Annotated in this window: 11 protein-coding genes; 2 read left to right on the top strand and 9 right to left on the bottom strand. The window is 54.2% G+C overall.

What is annotated here, in order from left to right; genetic code table 11:
• Positions 1-20: 20 nt before the first annotated feature.
• Both larE and cysK read right to left on the bottom strand, forming a co-directional pair.
• A complete protein-coding gene (gene larE / locus PCAR_RS13280) occupies positions 21-842 on the bottom strand; it encodes an ATP-dependent sacrificial sulfur transferase LarE (protein WP_011342196.1) in 822 nt (273 codons plus the stop codon).
• A 37-nt stretch (positions 843-879) separates the two neighbouring features.
• Positions 880-1,800, bottom strand: coding sequence for a cysteine synthase A (gene cysK, locus PCAR_RS13275; RefSeq protein WP_011342195.1), 921 nt, complete (start codon positions 1,798-1,800; stop codon positions 880-882).
• Between the two features lie 243 nt (positions 1,801-2,043).
• Here cysK and PCAR_RS13270 point away from each other — a divergent pair, with 243 nt between their 5' ends.
• On the top strand, positions 2,044-2,442 hold the full coding sequence (locus PCAR_RS13270; RefSeq protein ID WP_041531380.1) for a hypothetical protein: 399 nt from the start codon (positions 2,044-2,046) through the stop codon (positions 2,440-2,442).
• A gap of 81 nt (positions 2,443-2,523) precedes the next feature.
• Here the strand turns inward: PCAR_RS13270 and PCAR_RS13265 are convergent, their stop codons facing one another.
• From PCAR_RS13265 to PCAR_RS13255, 3 genes are all read right to left on the bottom strand, one after another.
• Positions 2,524-3,192: an ATPase gene (locus tag PCAR_RS13265; RefSeq protein ID WP_011342193.1), complete on the bottom strand. Its 669-nt coding sequence runs from the start codon at positions 3,190-3,192 to the stop codon at positions 2,524-2,526.
• 148 nt (positions 3,193-3,340) lie between these two features.
• Positions 3,341-4,522: an acetate/propionate family kinase gene (locus tag PCAR_RS13260; RefSeq protein WP_011342192.1), complete on the bottom strand. Its 1,182-nt coding sequence runs from the start codon at positions 4,520-4,522 to the stop codon at positions 3,341-3,343.
• Positions 4,523-4,998: 476 nt separating this feature from the next.
• The gene (locus PCAR_RS13255) at positions 4,999-8,610 is read right to left on the bottom strand and encodes a P-loop NTPase fold protein (RefSeq protein WP_011342191.1); all 3,612 of its coding nucleotides are present in this window, start codon (positions 8,608-8,610) and stop codon (positions 4,999-5,001) included.
• Between the two features lie 144 nt (positions 8,611-8,754).
• Here PCAR_RS13255 and PCAR_RS13250 point away from each other — a divergent pair, with 144 nt between their 5' ends.
• Complete coding sequence (locus tag PCAR_RS13250; protein ID WP_011342190.1) at positions 8,755-10,224, top strand: IS4 family transposase; 1,470 nt, start codon at positions 8,755-8,757, stop codon at positions 10,222-10,224.
• A gap of 406 nt (positions 10,225-10,630) precedes the next feature.
• Here PCAR_RS13250 and PCAR_RS13245 read toward each other — a convergent pair whose 3' ends face one another.
• From PCAR_RS13245 to dapA, 4 genes are all read right to left on the bottom strand, one after another.
• Positions 10,631-11,467: an alpha/beta hydrolase gene (locus PCAR_RS13245; protein WP_011342189.1), complete on the bottom strand. Its 837-nt coding sequence runs from the start codon at positions 11,465-11,467 to the stop codon at positions 10,631-10,633.
• Between the two features lie 218 nt (positions 11,468-11,685).
• Entirely contained in the window at positions 11,686-12,918 is a 1,233-nt protein-coding gene (locus PCAR_RS13240; protein WP_011342188.1) for an LL-diaminopimelate aminotransferase, read from the bottom strand.
• 143 nt (positions 12,919-13,061) lie between these two features.
• Positions 13,062-13,865: a 4-hydroxy-tetrahydrodipicolinate reductase gene (gene dapB, locus PCAR_RS13235; protein ID WP_011342187.1), complete on the bottom strand. Its 804-nt coding sequence runs from the start codon at positions 13,863-13,865 to the stop codon at positions 13,062-13,064.
• A 25-nt stretch (positions 13,866-13,890) separates the two neighbouring features.
• The gene (gene dapA / locus PCAR_RS13230; protein ID WP_011342186.1) at positions 13,891-14,772 is read right to left on the bottom strand and encodes a 4-hydroxy-tetrahydrodipicolinate synthase; all 882 of its coding nucleotides are present in this window, start codon (positions 14,770-14,772) and stop codon (positions 13,891-13,893) included.
• Positions 14,773-14,778: the final 6 nt, after the last annotated feature.

The raw sequence follows: 14,778 nt of genomic DNA, 5'->3' as shown, positions 1-14,778 counted from the left end.
GTCAGGATCGCCCGGACAAGTTACGGGTCTGGACGCCGCAAGGTTTCGTTGAGGCTGCCGGTGCGATAGCCTTCCAGGTCGAGGGATACGTAGGCAAAGCTGGCGGCTTTGGCCCTTTCGATGATGGTCAGGCGGGTCGTCGGGTCGAGCAGGGCGGGAAATAAGGCAGGATCGATTTCGATGCGCACCGTATCGCCGTGGTGACGTGCGCGTGCGCCGTCAAATCCTAGGCTGCGCAGTGCCGTCTCGCATGTCTCTATCTGTGCAAGCCGGCTGGCCTCGATGCGGGTACCGTAAGGAATCCGCGAAGCCAGACAGGCAAACGCCGGTCGGTTCCAGGTCGGCAGGTCGTAGTGCCGGCTGAGACGGCGAATATCCTCCTTGTTCAGGCCGACTTCGGCCAGGGGCGAACGTACCCCCAATTCGAGAGCGGCCTTGTGGCCGGGTCGATAATCGTCTTCGTCGTCAAGGTTGGTCCCATCCAGCATCAGGTTGAAACCCTGCTGCCGGGCCGTTTTCAGGCAAAGTCCGAAAAGCGCTTTTTTACAATGGTAGCAGCGTAGCGCATCGTTGCGGACGACCTCCGGCAGGCTCAATAGGTCGCATGGGACGAGGATCTGGCATGCGCCCATTTGCCGGGCGAAGCGCTGGCTGTCGCGTTGCTCCCAGGCAGGGAAAAAGGGCGAGGTGACGGTGATGGCAAGAACGTTGTCGCTACCGAGGGCCTCCAGGGCGGCGTGCAGCAGCAAGGTCGAGTCGACACCGCCCGAAAAGGCGACCGCTGCGGTGCCGAGGTTTTTCAGAAGCTCTAAAAGTTTCGCATAGCGGGCATCTGGAGGCATACAACGGTCCGGTTCTTCAGTTGCAAAAGGGACAAAGTCAGTCAAACAGGCCGACGGAAAGGTAGCGTTCGCCGGTATCGCATAAAACCGTGACCACGTTTTTGCCGGGACCGAGGCGCTCGGCGAGCTGCAGGGCGGCGAAGACATTGGCGCCTGCGGAAATCCCCACGAACAGACCTTCTTCCCGCGCCAGCCGGCGCGTGGTGTTGTAGGCATCCTCATCGCTGACAGTCATGACTTCCTGGTAAATGGCCGTATCGAGGACCTCGGGGATAAAGCCGGCACCGATCCCCTGGATTTTGTGCAGGCCGGGGGTGCCGCCGGACAATACCGGTGATGCAGCTGGTTCCACGGCGACGATCTGCGCCTGGGGATTATGACTGCGAAGCGCCCGTCCGACTCCGGTAATGGTGCCGCCGGTACCGACGCCGGCGACAAAGCCGTCGACCTGACCTTCCAGGGCGGCAATGATCTCGGGGCCGGTGGTTTTTTCATGTATCCGTGGATTGGCGGGGTTGCTGAACTGCATGGGCATATAATAGCCGTGTTGCGCGGACAGTTCCTCGGCGCGGGAAACGGCGCCGCGCATCCCCTGACCACCCGGCGTCAGAACCAGTTCGGCACCGTAGGCCGTAAGCAGCCGGCGGCGTTCGATACTCATGGTTTCGGGCATGGTCAGAACCAGCTTGTATCCCTTGACTGCGCATACCAGCGCCAGGCCGATACCGGTATTGCCGCTGGTCGGTTCGATCAGGGTGGCGCCGGGCTTGAGCTGGCCGCGTTGTTCGGCATCCTCAACCATGGCCAGGGCGATACGGTCTTTAACGCTGCCTCCGGGGTTGGAGGCTTCCATTTTGCCCCAGACGGCGGCACTGTTCGGACCGGTCAGGCGGTTGAGACGAACCAGGGGGGTGTGATGAATCTGTCCAAGGGGGTTTTGGCTGATAACGGCCGGCATGGCATCCTCCGGGGATCCGTGAAGGTCATAAAAACGAACGGGCAGCAATGCGTTCCCGGCACCGCCGTGTAGCGTCGGCAGGCGTGGGGGCGGTGCGGATATTCTTAATTGCTTATCATATCAGCCATTTGGGTCGATTAAAAGGTTTCTTTTGTCGTGTCGGCAAAGCTTGCGCCGACGCGCAAAGATGCTTTACTTGAAACTCACGCAGGCGGGGACGATGGATTCATGCAAGGAGGTAGGATGAACCGAAACAAACATCGGAGTTTGTGGCCCAAGACCCTGGCCTGGGTCGAAAGGGCCGATGGCGGGAACGTACTGCCCGTGGTCTGGTTCGGTTGTTTACATGGTTCGCCAACCCGGTTGCTGATCGGACTGCGCTCCGAGGCGACGTATCCGGATGCCGGTGCGCCGGTCTCGCAGTTTTCTTTATGTTGGGTGCCGAATGGGGGCGAGGAGGCGAGTGTTGCGCAGCGCAACATGCTGCGTCTGCATTGTCTCCACGGCCAGTTGAGTGATGAATACGGTACTGTTACCCTTTGTGGGCAATTGTCTGGGTTGACGGTCGGCGATCGAACCCTGTCTCTAAGTCAGGTCGACGTTATGCGTTTGCTGGCGCCTACCGGCAAAGCGGATGCCTGATCGCTGTTCTGCCAAATCGGATCGCGACCGGACTATGTTTGTTGAACTCAGAGTGTTTAAAGGGGCACTTGCAGGATTCTGTCAGGGAGCGGGCAAAACATCCGCAAATGCGAAGCCTTCATGATCGCTGGTATCGCCCATGACAATGTCTACAGGCCTTTTGAACATGGGGTCGTCGAAAACAAAACTATGAAATTCCCCATTTTCGCCGCAGGGGTCTACGGTCGCCGGCAGGGCGGCCAGGAAGCGGTCGTCAAATTCTCTGCCGACAAAATCTTTTGAAATTTGCTTGGGATCGACGCAGGTAATGACGGCCTTGATGCCGCTGGCGATGATCGCTCTGGCCAGCTCATCCGTCGGTATACCCCAAATGGGAAAAGAGGCTTCGATGCCGGAATCTTTCAACTTTTCTTCTCGATAGCTGCGAATATCCTCAAGAAACAGATCGCCGAATGCAAAATCCGTGATTTGGTTATTTCGAGCGCGCTCAACGAATTGCTTCATGATGGTTTCGTAGTCGGCATTGCTGCAGGGATAAGGAATCTCGATGATCTCCAGCGGCAGTCCGATATTGCGTGCCTGCTCCTTTAAAAGCTCCAGTCTGACTCCATGCATGGCCACCCGGTCGAATTCCTTGTTCACCGTGCAAAACAGGCCCGCCAGATCGACTTCCGGATTCTGTTGGAGCTTGTATAGGGCGTAGGCACAGTCTTTTCCGCTGCTCCAGGACAGGAGCGTTTTTCTTTTCATATTCCGTGTTTCCTTATACTCATCAATGTTCCTCTGGTTTTTCAGAGGAATCTCGCTACTGGGTGTTTTCAGGACGATGTTACGGCTCGTCGTTATAAACATTAAGGAAAAAATCAGGGGAGTGTCCCTGTTCTCCTTCCGCACGTGCCTATTTCAGCAAGGCGTACGTATCCTCGGCGATCATCTTTTCTTCGCTTGCGTTCACGACGAGCACCTGGACGCGCCCTGTGCTGATGACGCGCTCGCCTGTGCCGTTATGATTCGCGTCCGCGTCGAGTGCGACACCGAGAAATCCCAGAGATTCGCAAACCTTTTCGCGCATGTCGCTGTCGTTTTCGCCGACGCCTCCGGCAAAGATGAGCACGTCGATACCGCCCATGGCCGCGGCGTAGGCGCCGATGTATTTGCGGAAACGATGAGCGACCGCGTCAATGGTGAGTTGGGCGCGTTGGTCACCCGCTTTGGCAGCCTGTTTGATGTCGTACATATCGACCCCGATGCCACTCAGGCCGCTCCAACCGCTTTGCTTGTTCAAAATCTCATCCGCTTCGGCCGTGCCGATGCCAAGCTGATTCATCATGTACAGTACGGAGGTTGTATCCATGTCGCCTGCCCGCGTGGACTGGATCAGTCCTTCCTGCGGCGTGAAACCGGTGCTGACCTCGAACGATTTACCATTGAGCGTGGCGTTGGCGGTCGTGCCGCTGCCCAGCATCATGTTGACAATTTTTTTGTCGCCGAGTGACTCGCCGAGCAGCTTCTCAGCCGCTTCGATCATGTTGCGGAAGGCGATGCCGTGGAATCCGTACTTGCGGATGCCAAGCTTTTGGGCGATATCGTAATTGAGGGCGTAGGTATAGACGTGGGCCGGTATGCTGGTATGGTAGCCGTTATCGAAAGCCGCAACCTGCGGTAGATCGGGCAGCAGCTTCTGTACCGCGCGAATGCCTTTAAGGTGGTTCGGGTTATGCAGCGGCGCCATGTGACAGATGCTTTCGATGTACGCGACGATCTCTTCCGTGATAATGCGCGAATCGCTCATTTCGCTGCCACCGTGCACAACACGATGCCCGGCAGCGTCGATGTCACTCAGGCCGATGCCGGTCTGCCCTTTCTGTGCCTCGATGGTTTTTAAAATCAGGTCGATGCCCTGTTCGTGATTTGCTACCGGGAGGGTTTTCTTGGTTTCGCTGTCTGCCTTAAACGTGAATTTAGCGTCATCGTAGCCGATACGGGTGACACCACCTTGAATGCGGACTTGTCCACCGGGCATGTCAATGATCTGATATTTGATAGACGAGCTACCGCAGTTGAGTACAAAAATGATCATGAGGCTGTCCTTTGCTGGTAGGGGAAGGTAAAAGGGCACCCTTGACGTTTACATCTTTTTCATGATCGTCTCAACCCTTTATTCAGCAGGTATTCTGTCCCCCGCAATATGTATCGGAGCAGGAAGGATGCTGGGTGCAGGGATTGTGCAGATCGGGCGGGCCGGCTTCTTGACCAAACATTTCCTATCGCAGCATTATGCCATTGTACCGTACAAAGCTAAATTTGCTGCGTTTTCCAGGGTGAGATAAGGGACTCTCCCCAGTTTTCTTTAAATCTTGAAAGAAAAACAGGGGAGTGTCCCTAGTTTTTCTAGTTTTTCCTAGTTTTTCCTAGTTTTTTTCCTGTTGCTCTGTGCGCCAAGCCGCTTCAATTACCAGCATTGCAGGAGTTGGCCCGAAGCGGTCGTTCGGTGTGTGGCTCTCCTGGCGGGGTACCGTTGATGCCGAGACGGTGCGGAATTTTGGAAGCCGCTTATCAGCGCCTATAGAGATTCACTTTTATATCGTCAGTGAAGAAACGACTCTCACTCCATGACGAGATAATATTTCTTGCATCAAGCCATCTGACCAGATCCTGGTTCTCGGGAGTGTTTTTCAGTTTCGGCGTATTGTACCCAGTTTTTATTTCGGAAAATGGTTTCGGTAGATTGTCCAAGACATGACGCACTTCGTCATCCGTCATAAGAGAGTGATATTTGTTAAAGAGCGAAATTTGTGTCGCTATGGGCGTCGAATACGTTATCAGGGATTGCGCAATACTCCCATTAAGGTTGGATATGTTCGCGTCGGTATTGCCAAGAATCGGGCCGATAAGTGCTGATCGTTTGGGAAGGTCCACGAGCGCTTCTAGGTCCATCAATTCGACTATCCCGAGCTTGGCTACATTATCAATTTCAGCCCGAAGTAGTTCCTCGCGAAAGTCATCGTCGAGTGCAAAGTTGTCTGGATCCTCCAGATATGTGTCGATGTTGGCCGCGACGAATCGTACCTGCAAATCCCTGTTGTCAGCGAGCGCGTCAAGACTCTCCTTAGTGAATGTGATTTTTCCTTCATCGATCAGGATTCGAAGCTTAGTTGGTTCAAGTCCTTCGGGTTGTTTATTGAACGGCTTGGGGAGGGCGTGAGCATATTCTCTGTAGGCGACATCAGACAGCGCGCCCGCATTGAGGAGAAACTGACGCAGTTGCAGTGAATCCGGACCGCTCGGTATGGGATGTTCCAAGATAGCCGCTCGGACATCAACTCGATCAAGATACCCAACCAGGCTCTCCGCCTCGAACCCTTCACCTTTCATAAAAGCAAGACAATTCACCCAAGTTGGTTCGATCACACTTAACTTGAACAGCATTGCGTGTAATCTCTCTGGTACGTCCTCTAGAGTTGGAAGCGGGGTCGTCTGCCGTTCAAGAAACTCCCGAAGATCACCTTGATCAAGCGTATCGTGACGAATCACGGCGAGAATAGCAGGCGCATCCTCCTTTGAATTCCCTTGAAGCTCCAAAAGGATATCATGTAGGTAGCGGTCGAAATCGCGCTCGACCCTCTTCATCAAGGTAGCGTTATTCGTCGAACGTATGGCAGTGAAGTTCCTCTCGCGCATTGGCTCGAGATCGTTCTCTCCCAAAATCGCTTGGTAGACGTATTCTAGGTTCGCGATCGTGAGTTCGAAAAGCTCCTCCTCGAACATGAAGCGTACAATTTCAGCGTGCTCTTTGATTGCAGCCAGATCTTTGACCTCAAAGTCGAGGCATGCAAGGCGTTCCGGAGCGAGTTCGGGTGAATCTACCAGAATCTCTGGAAGGTTCTCCGAAACAAATTCCGGTAGTTCCTCGAAATCCCTTGCGAGCGTTTTGAGCTCGCTTTCCGGCAGGTTCGAGACTAGTTGGGTAACGTGAGAGATATTGTTGGGGCTGGCAATAGCAGCTGGGATAAGACCTTTCCAAGCGTTGGCCAGTCCCGAAAGGAGCCCTACAATATCGCGGCCGCTGGTGTAATAGGCATCGAAAAAGTCCTCGCATCTCTTGAATTCGGACGAAAGGAACTCGAAAAGCTTCTGCAATTGGCCGAGATAACGGCTCCGGTCGCTCAGGAGACTATCGACGAGCTTGACGTTCAAGACATAGCTTTGCCGGAAGTCCTCATCTCGCATCGCTGCGATGACCTCTTTGGGGTTGTCGATCAGAAAACCTGGCACAGGCGTGACGAATGCCCGTATCTGGATCAGAAACTTGTTGTCATTGGGCGACAAACGGCCCGAGTGAAAGAGCGAGGTGTATTGGTAGTAGGTATCGTCGAGATAGCCTTCCAGGATCAGAAAACGGGCTAGCTCTCCGTTTTCCCCGAAGTTCTCAAAAAGATCCTGTACGCGGTCGTCGTTCAAACGCAATAGCTCGTTGAGCTTTATCCTGCGAAGCGCTGCAATCTTTGATCTTAGGTCGCGTATTTTGCGCAAGCTCTTATTCTTATTTTCAGCCGCCTTGCTTTCGATCTCTTCCTTGCGTTGCTGGTAGGATTTCTGAGAATCCACCTCGCTTTGCAATTTGGAAACATCGACCTGCTGTTGCTGACCATAGACGCTGTGGCCGGTAAGACGGGGAATCTCTATAAGTTGCTCAAACGCATCGTGGGTGACCAGCTGTGGAAGGTGAATCCATTGTGACCCATCAATACGAACGCTATTAACATTCTCTGGAAGCTTCTCAATCAGAGCCATAGCGTAGATTTGCCGCAACTCCCTCAGGTCCGTAGGTATCTGTCGCTCAGCGACTTCAAGCCGTTTTTCGATTTCCGCGATCTCGGTCCTATACTTGGCTTCACCATGCCCAATGAGATCGTCTTGGAGGTTCAATATTTCGGCGAGAGTACCCGCGCCGCGGTGCAGTTGCTCAAAGTCCCTTGGATAGACATTTTTATAGATCAGGATCGCAAGGAGCTTGTTGGCGTCGAGCAGAGTCTCTCCATCAGTTTCCAAATTAGCCGCATAAATGGCGTATTCATTAAAGATGTTCTGAATCAACCTCAGGTCGTTCAGGTATCGTGAGACCTCTCTCAGAAACTGTCGGTCAAGGCGCCCGTCGAGCTCAAGTCTCCTTCCCTGTTCCAATACCATGTCGATCGAATTCGATGTGTTGATGATCGGTATGACGGGAATGATGAATTCGAAGAACTTGGTTCGATCAGTGTTGACAAACATGTCGTCGCGCAGGGCGTAGAGGAATCTGATGGTGCGTTTTACTCCTGCATTTTCGTTCACGAGGCTATTAATTTCGCGCAGTGTGACGAAAATTTCGGTATCGTTAAATCGATCTAGATCCTCAATGATTACAAGATCGTAATTAGTTGATTGGAAGAAGTAGGCTATTTCGTCTAGGTGACGATTCAGTATGGACGTCTGATCATCATGTGCAGGCTTTATCTCAACATCTTTTAACGAGATGCTCTTGAGTGACAGACCGAAGCTCGCGACATAAAAGTGATGCAGTGTCACCCAGAGGAATGTCGCCGCGAGCACGAAGCTCCCCAGGTTGAGCCAATTGGTGAGCGAGAGCGGAACGAAAAAGGGGCCGCTAATGATGTCTTCTCGCTGATGAAACACGTACCAAAGCGCAAGAATTCCAAGCATTATGTAAAGAGATTTAAAAATCGACCAAACACCGGGCGACTGAATTCTTTTGAACCGCGATAACGGAAGTTTGTTTGCGTCAGCACCATACAACATCTGCTGCAGAATACTTCTCTCAATCTCTTGACGACTCACCTTCTCGCCGCCCGAATCGGCCTCGGGAACGAACGCAGCCAGAGATATATGAAGCGCACGCCGCTTATACTTCTTCAAGAAAGATTGGATTATGCTGCTCTTTCCTGACCCATAGGGACCCGTTAGAGCAATGTTGGAGACCTTCGCATTGTTCGTCGCGAACAGAATCGCTTCGGAATATACTCCAACCTTGTCTGCCTCATCAGTTGGCGCGAGGTCAACGAACTTCGATTGCATGTTGGCGGAGCGGTCTTTGCTTTCCAGCCAAGACACGATGCTATAGATGCTATTGGCAAGCCAGCGTGTTAGTGAGGTGATGGTTTTTATCATACGATACTAAAAACTAGGGACACTCCCCCATTTTCTTTGAAGGTTAAGGAAAAAGCCAGGGGAGTGTCCCGAATGGCGCTAGCTTAAGGTCCTTTTGCATGAGAAAGCACCTGAAAATATTAGTTGAAGTTGGCATAATGATCTATGCGAAATTCAACGCCAATATTCCCAGGTTTCCATCTACAGACGCTGCGTCGAAAGCCCCGCTCAGCCCAGCAAAAACTGGCCGAAAAGATGGCTGTTCTCCAACAAAAATCTTTCAAGCAAATCGGGGAGGTCTTTGAAAAGTTCATCCCACTTGCGCTTCTTAAGCCTGAGCTGTCAGGGGCCATGAGTCGCAGGAGATTGTTTTCCAAGGAGAACACGTTCTGGGCCTTCTTCAGCCAGGTCCTGGACGCCGATGGCGGTTGCAAAGAAGTGATTCGCAAGCTTCAGTCCTATGCCTCCATCAAGGGGATCAAGGTTCCTTCATCTTCAACCGCTTCGTATTGCACGGCCCGCAAGAAGCTGGCGGAGCCAATGCTTGCTGATATTCTTGCACACACGGCGGAACAGCTGGAGAAGATGCCGGCCACGGGCATGCTGAACAACCGACGCGTCATTGTGGCCGACGGAACGGGTGTCAGTATGCCGGACACGCCGGAAAATCAGGCTGCCTGGCCGCAGTCCTCCGCTCTGAAGCCAGGGTGCGGTTTCCCCTCGGCACGGATCTGCGCCTGTTTTTCATTGGACAGCGGCGCCCTGCTCAGTTACGCCATCGGCAATAAGAAGAACAATGAGCTGCCGCTGTTCCGCCAGCAGTGGGAGACGTTCAACCCAGGCGACATCTTCCTCGGAGACAAAGGTTTCTGTAGTTATTTCGATATCGCGAAGCTGCAAGACAGGGGCGTTGACAGTGTCGTCACCCTTGCCAAAAGAGCACCAGTCCGAGCCGCCAGCAGTCTCAAAAAGCTTGGGCCTGATGATTTGTTGATTACTTGGGAGCGTCCTAAGTATGCTCAGATTCTATCGTATTCCAAAGACGCCTGGGCAAACCTCCCGAAAAAGCTGACTCTGCGCCAGATTAAGGTCAAGGTGCCGCATCCCGGGTTCAGAACCAGAGGGTTTTACATTGTCACCACTTTAATTGATGCCGCGCGATATCCGGCGGAGGATCTGGCCGAACTCTATTTCAAGCGGTGGGATGTCGAGCTGTTTTTTCGCGACATCAAGACGACCATGGGCATGGACGTTTTGCGTTGTCTCACCCCGGACATGATTCGCAAAGAGATATTGATGCATTTCATTGCCTACAACTGTGTTCGGCGATTGATCTATGAGGCGGCAGAAGAAGCGGATCTCGAGGTTCGCCTTGTGAGTTTCAAGGGCAGCTTACAGGCCCTTCGCAATTGGGAGCCCCATCTAAATCAAGCGAAGATCAGCAAGGCGGAGCGTTTCAGACTGATCAGCGATTTGTATGAGTCAATGACCAACACACCGATCCGACAACGACCAGGGCGAAGTGAACCTCGATGCCGGAAACGACGACCCAAGAATTATCAGTTGTTGACCTCGCCCAGACAGGTAATGAAGGAGGTCCCACATCGGAACAGATACCATGCTGGAACCGCTTAAACTAGCGCCATTCGGGACACTCCCCAGTTTTATTTAAAGTTTGGAGGAAAAACCAGAGAAGTGCCCTGTTTTTCCAGCCCCCGAGTATTCCCCAATAAGCCGCGCGCCATATCTGTTTCGGCTGGCGACATTGGTAATCTTCTGTCGGAATTATGTTTACCCGGTAGCCCACCGGTTATAGAAAATGGAAAGGACTTTCATAAATACCGACAAATACAACGATTTGTCAAATATTCTAATGTTAGTGCTGGGATTAAGAGCATGCCAGTGCGCCCTCAAACCCTTCAGGGATATGGCACAGGCAAAGCTTGCATAGGGCCATGATGTAAATTATTGCGGGACATCGCATCGGTGCCGCATGCGTCGTCATACCGATGTCGAAACGCGAGGCAGGTATGTAATTGGTCTATCGAGGGGGAAAAGTCAGGCTGTTTAAAAAGCTCCGCCACTGCTCCCAATAGGGCTTCCCTCCTACATCGTAGGTATTGTTGTGGCCGGCATCGGGGATCAAATAAAGGGTCTTCGGCTCAGGCGCCCGGTCGAAAAGCTGCTGGGCCATTTTCGGCGGGACGATGGTGTCGCGGGTGCCTTGAAACATGAGCAGGGGGCACTGCAGTTGGCCGATCTTCGCAAGGTTGTCGTAGCGGGAGGAGAGGGCCCACCAGCCGAGCAGGGCATACGTGATAGGTTGATGATGCCAGCCCATGCGGGGCACGGAAGTGAAGGCGGATTCCAGTACCAGACCGGCCGGCGGTTCTTCCAGGGCCAGTTGCAGGGCCACCGCCGCTCCCAGCGAGCGCCCGAAGTAAAGCATCTGCTTGGGTGTCCATCCCTTACTCTTCAGCCAGGCCAGCGCTCCGCGGATGTCCTCGTAACTGCCCACTTCGGATATCTGGCCCTCACTCTGTCCATATCCCCGATAATCGAAGATAAACACGGACAGTCCGAGGCGATGGAAATGGGCCAGGTTGTCTATGCGATGGGAGATGTTGCCGGCATTGCCGTGGGCAAAGAGCAACAGCGGGCGGCCGGTTTTCCCGGGGAGAAACCAGCCGTGCAGGCGCACGCCGTCGGCGGCGGGGAAATACACCTCCTCAAAGGTGAGACCGGCTGCATTTGGGTTGGCGTGCAAAGTGGGGTCGGGGAAGAAGATGTATTTTCGATCCATGGCATGCATTGGGGTCACGCTTCCTGTCAGTATCAGCACCGCAATAATGGTGGCTATCCATTGCCATTGCCTCATGCTGTCTCCAGTCGAAGGTCGATGGGTGGTCCTTCTCGGCGGTATGAAATGCCTGCTGGATATATTATGACCTGTAATCGTGAAGAAGCACGAGGGTCGTTCGTTTCTCCGAACCTTTCAGGGGGCGCAGGGCGGGATAGGCACTTAAGGAGTTGAAAACAAAAAATCCCCTCCGTAACGGGAGGGGATTTTTTGTTTAGATCTATTTGGTGAAGCGATTATGCGAGATTTTTCTTGATGCGGTCGATGGCTGTCAGGACGTTTTCCCGGTCGCCGAAGGCCGACAGGCGGTAGAAGCCTTCGCCGCTGGGGCCGAAACCGCTGCCGGGGGTGCCGACCACGTGGCATTCGGACAGCAGCTTGTCGAAGAAATCCCAGCTGCTCATGCCGTTCGGGGTTTTGAGCCAGATGTAGGGGGCGTTGACGCCGCCGTACACGGTCAGGCCGGCTTCCTGCAGACCCTCGCGGATCAGGCGGGCGTTTTCCATGTAGTAGTCGATGGTTTCCTTGATCTGAGCCCAGCCTTCGTCGGAATAGACCGCGGCGGCGGCTTTCTGTACCGGGTAGGAGACGCCGTTGAATTTGGTCGACTGGCGGCGGTTCCACAACTTGTTGAGGGAGACCTTTTCACCGTTGCCGGTAGCGGCCAGCAGTTCTTCAGGGACCACCGTCAGGGCGCAGCGAACGCCGGTGAACCCGGCGGTTTTGGAGAAGCTGCGGAATTCAATGGCGCAGCGATTGGCACCCTCGATTTCATAGATGGAGTGGGGGATGCCCGGTTCGGTGATGAACGCTTCGTAGGCTGCGTCGAAGAAAATCACCGCATCGTTGGCCAGGGCGTAATCGACCCATGCTTTAAGAACCTCTTTGGTCGCCACGGTACCGGTGGGATTGTTGGGGTAGCACAGGTAGATGATGTCGACCTTTTCTTTGGGGATGGCCGGGGTGAAGCCGTTCTCTTCCGTGCACGCCAGATAGGTCAGACCCTCGTAATATCCCTTGTCGTCAGCTTCGCCGGTGCGGCCGACCATGACGTTGGTGTCGTTGTAGACCGGGTAGACGGGATCGCAGATGGCGACCTTGTTGTCCAGGGCGAAGATGTCGAGAATATTGGCGCAATCGCATTTGCTGCCGTCGGAGATGAAAATCTCGGAGGTTTTCAGCTCGACGCCGAGGGGTTTGTAGGCTTTTTCGATCAGGGTATCAATGAGGAACTCGTAGCCCTGCTCCGGACCGTAACCCATGAACTTGTCTTTGTTGGCCAGATCGTCAACGCCATCGTGGAAGGCCTTGAGAACGGCCGGGGCCAAAGGTTGGGTGACGTCGCCGATGCCGAGGCGGATGATTTTCGCTTCGGGATTGGCCTGGCTGAAAGCTTTGACCCGGCGGCCGATTTCGGGGAACAGATAGCCGGCCTTGAGTTTCAGATAGTTATCGTTAAGTTGTGCCACAGAAGAACTCCTCTAATATACGGTTTGGTTTTGTAGTCTATAGAAACAGTGTATTTCTTTTCGCCACAGCGGTTTTCTCAGCGTTCTCTGCGTGCTCGAGAGAGCCGGGCGAACGGGCGGTGAAAAAAGTCGGGATGCCCTGACTATTTCAGTCCCAGAATATCCTGCATATCGTAAAGTCCGGGCGCTTTTCCGGCCAGCCAGGAGGCGGCGCGAACCGCACCGCGCGCAAACATGTCGCGGCTCATGGCCCGGTGGGTGATTTCAATGCGCTCGCCCATGCCGATGAAATAGACGGTATGCTCGCCGACGATGTCGCCGCCGCGCACGGTCTGCATGCCGATTTCTTCCGGGGTGCGGGCGCCGCACATGCCTTCGCGGTGGTAGACCGCGGATTTGTTGTAATCACGCCCGAGCGCATCGGCCACGATTTCCCCCATGCGTACGGCTGTGCCGCTGGGCGAATCTTTCTTTTTATTGTGGTGCAGTTCGACGATTTCGACGTCAAACCCGTCACCCAGAATCTGCGCGGCCTCTTTGAGCAGCTTGAAACAGGCATTGACGCCGACGCTCATGTTGGGTGCCAGAACAACGGGGATGTTTTGCGCCATTTCGTCGACACGGGCCCGTTGTTCGGGGGTGAAGCCGGTGGAGCCGATGACGATACTTTTGTCGTGTCGGACGCAGGCTTCGAGATTACGCAGGGAAACCTCGGGAAAGGTGAAGTCGATCAGTACGTCGGTTGCCTTGAGAACCTCGTCCAGATCGCTGCTTATCAGCACATCCAGGGGGCCGCATCCGGCGGTGAGTCCCGCGTCCTGTCCCAGCATGGGGCTTTCCGCGTGTTCCAGGGCGCCGGTCAGTTGCAGGCCCTCGGTTTCCTTGATCGCGGTGATCAGGCGACCGCCCATACGTCCGGCGGCACCGTTTACAGCTACTTTGATCATGGTTTCTCCTCTGGAAAACAGTGGGTCAGGCCTGGATCAGGCCATAACCCGACAGTACTTTTTTAAGGCTGGCGAGATTTTCAGGCAGCAGCTCGACCAGCGGCAGGCGCAGGTGGTCTCCACAGAGCCCCATCAGTGCCGCGGCGACTTTTACCGGTACCGGATTGGTTTCGATGAACATCGCCTGGTGCAGATTGAGCAGATTCAGGTGGATCTTCTTCGCATCTGCATAACGGTTTTCATTGACGGCGGTAACCATGGCTTTGACTTCGCCCGGCAGGATGTTGGCGGTCACCGAGATGACGCCTTTGCCTCCGCATGCCATCATCGGCAGGGTCAGGAAATCATCGCCGGAGATGACGTTAATCTGATCGCCGGCTTCAGCGATGATAGTGCTGGCCTGGGTCAGATCGCCGGAAGCTTCCTTGATGCCGACCACGTTGGGGTGGCTGGCAAGACGGATGGTGGTCGCGGCGGTCATATTCATGCCGGTGCGGCCCGGGACATTATACAGTACCTGGGGCAGGGCGACATTGTCGGCGATAGCTTTGAAATGCCGATAGACCCCTTCCTGGGAAGGCTTGTTGTAATAGGGCGAAATCAGCAATGCCCCGTCGGCCCCCATCTTTTTGGCATCCCGGGTTAACTCTATGGCTTCGCTGGTGGCGTTGGAGCCTGTGCCGGCCAGGACCGGTACGCGTTTATTGACCTGCTCGATGCAGGTTTTGATGACCTTTTTGTGCTCGGCATGGTCGAGCGTGGCGGATTCGCCGGTGGTGCCACAGGGAACGATAACGTCGGTCCCGTTTTCGATCTGGAAATCGATAAGTTTTCTGAAGGTCTCTTCATCGAAGCGCCCTTCGCGGTCGAAAGGCGTGATGATAGCGACCATGGATCCTGTAAACATGGGGTT

The organism is Syntrophotalea carbinolica DSM 2380 (assembly GCF_000012885.1).
In the GTDB taxonomy this organism is placed as follows: domain Bacteria; phylum Desulfobacterota; class Desulfuromonadia; order Desulfuromonadales; family Syntrophotaleaceae; genus Syntrophotalea; species Syntrophotalea carbinolica.
The sequence above is the reverse complement of the archived record's forward strand: the minus strand, read 5'-3'. Positions and strand labels throughout refer to the sequence as shown.

Coding starts and splice junctions, on each gene's coding strand:
- PCAR_RS13255 (WP_011342191.1), bottom strand. CDS start 8,610: ATGATAAAAACCATCACCTCACTAACACGCTGGCTTGCCAATAGCATC.
- PCAR_RS13270 (WP_041531380.1), top strand. CDS start 2,044: ATGAACCGAAACAAACATCGGAGTTTGTGGCCCAAGACCCTGGCCTGG.
- PCAR_RS13245 (WP_011342189.1), bottom strand. CDS start 11,467: ATGAGGCAATGGCAATGGATAGCCACCATTATTGCGGTGCTGATACTG.
- cysK (WP_011342195.1), bottom strand. CDS start 1,800: ATGCCGGCCGTTATCAGCCAAAACCCCCTTGGACAGATTCATCACACC.
- dapB (WP_011342187.1), bottom strand. CDS start 13,865: ATGATCAAAGTAGCTGTAAACGGTGCCGCCGGACGTATGGGCGGTCGC.
- larE (WP_011342196.1), bottom strand. CDS start 842: ATGCCTCCAGATGCCCGCTATGCGAAACTTTTAGAGCTTCTGAAAAAC.
- PCAR_RS13265 (WP_011342193.1), bottom strand. CDS start 3,192: ATGAAAAGAAAAACGCTCCTGTCCTGGAGCAGCGGAAAAGACTGTGCC.
- PCAR_RS13260 (WP_011342192.1), bottom strand. CDS start 4,522: ATGATCATTTTTGTACTCAACTGCGGTAGCTCGTCTATCAAATATCAG.
- PCAR_RS13250 (WP_011342190.1), top strand. CDS start 8,755: ATGCGAAATTCAACGCCAATATTCCCAGGTTTCCATCTACAGACGCTG.
- dapA (WP_011342186.1), bottom strand. CDS start 14,772: ATGTTTACAGGATCCATGGTCGCTATCATCACGCCTTTCGACCGCGAA.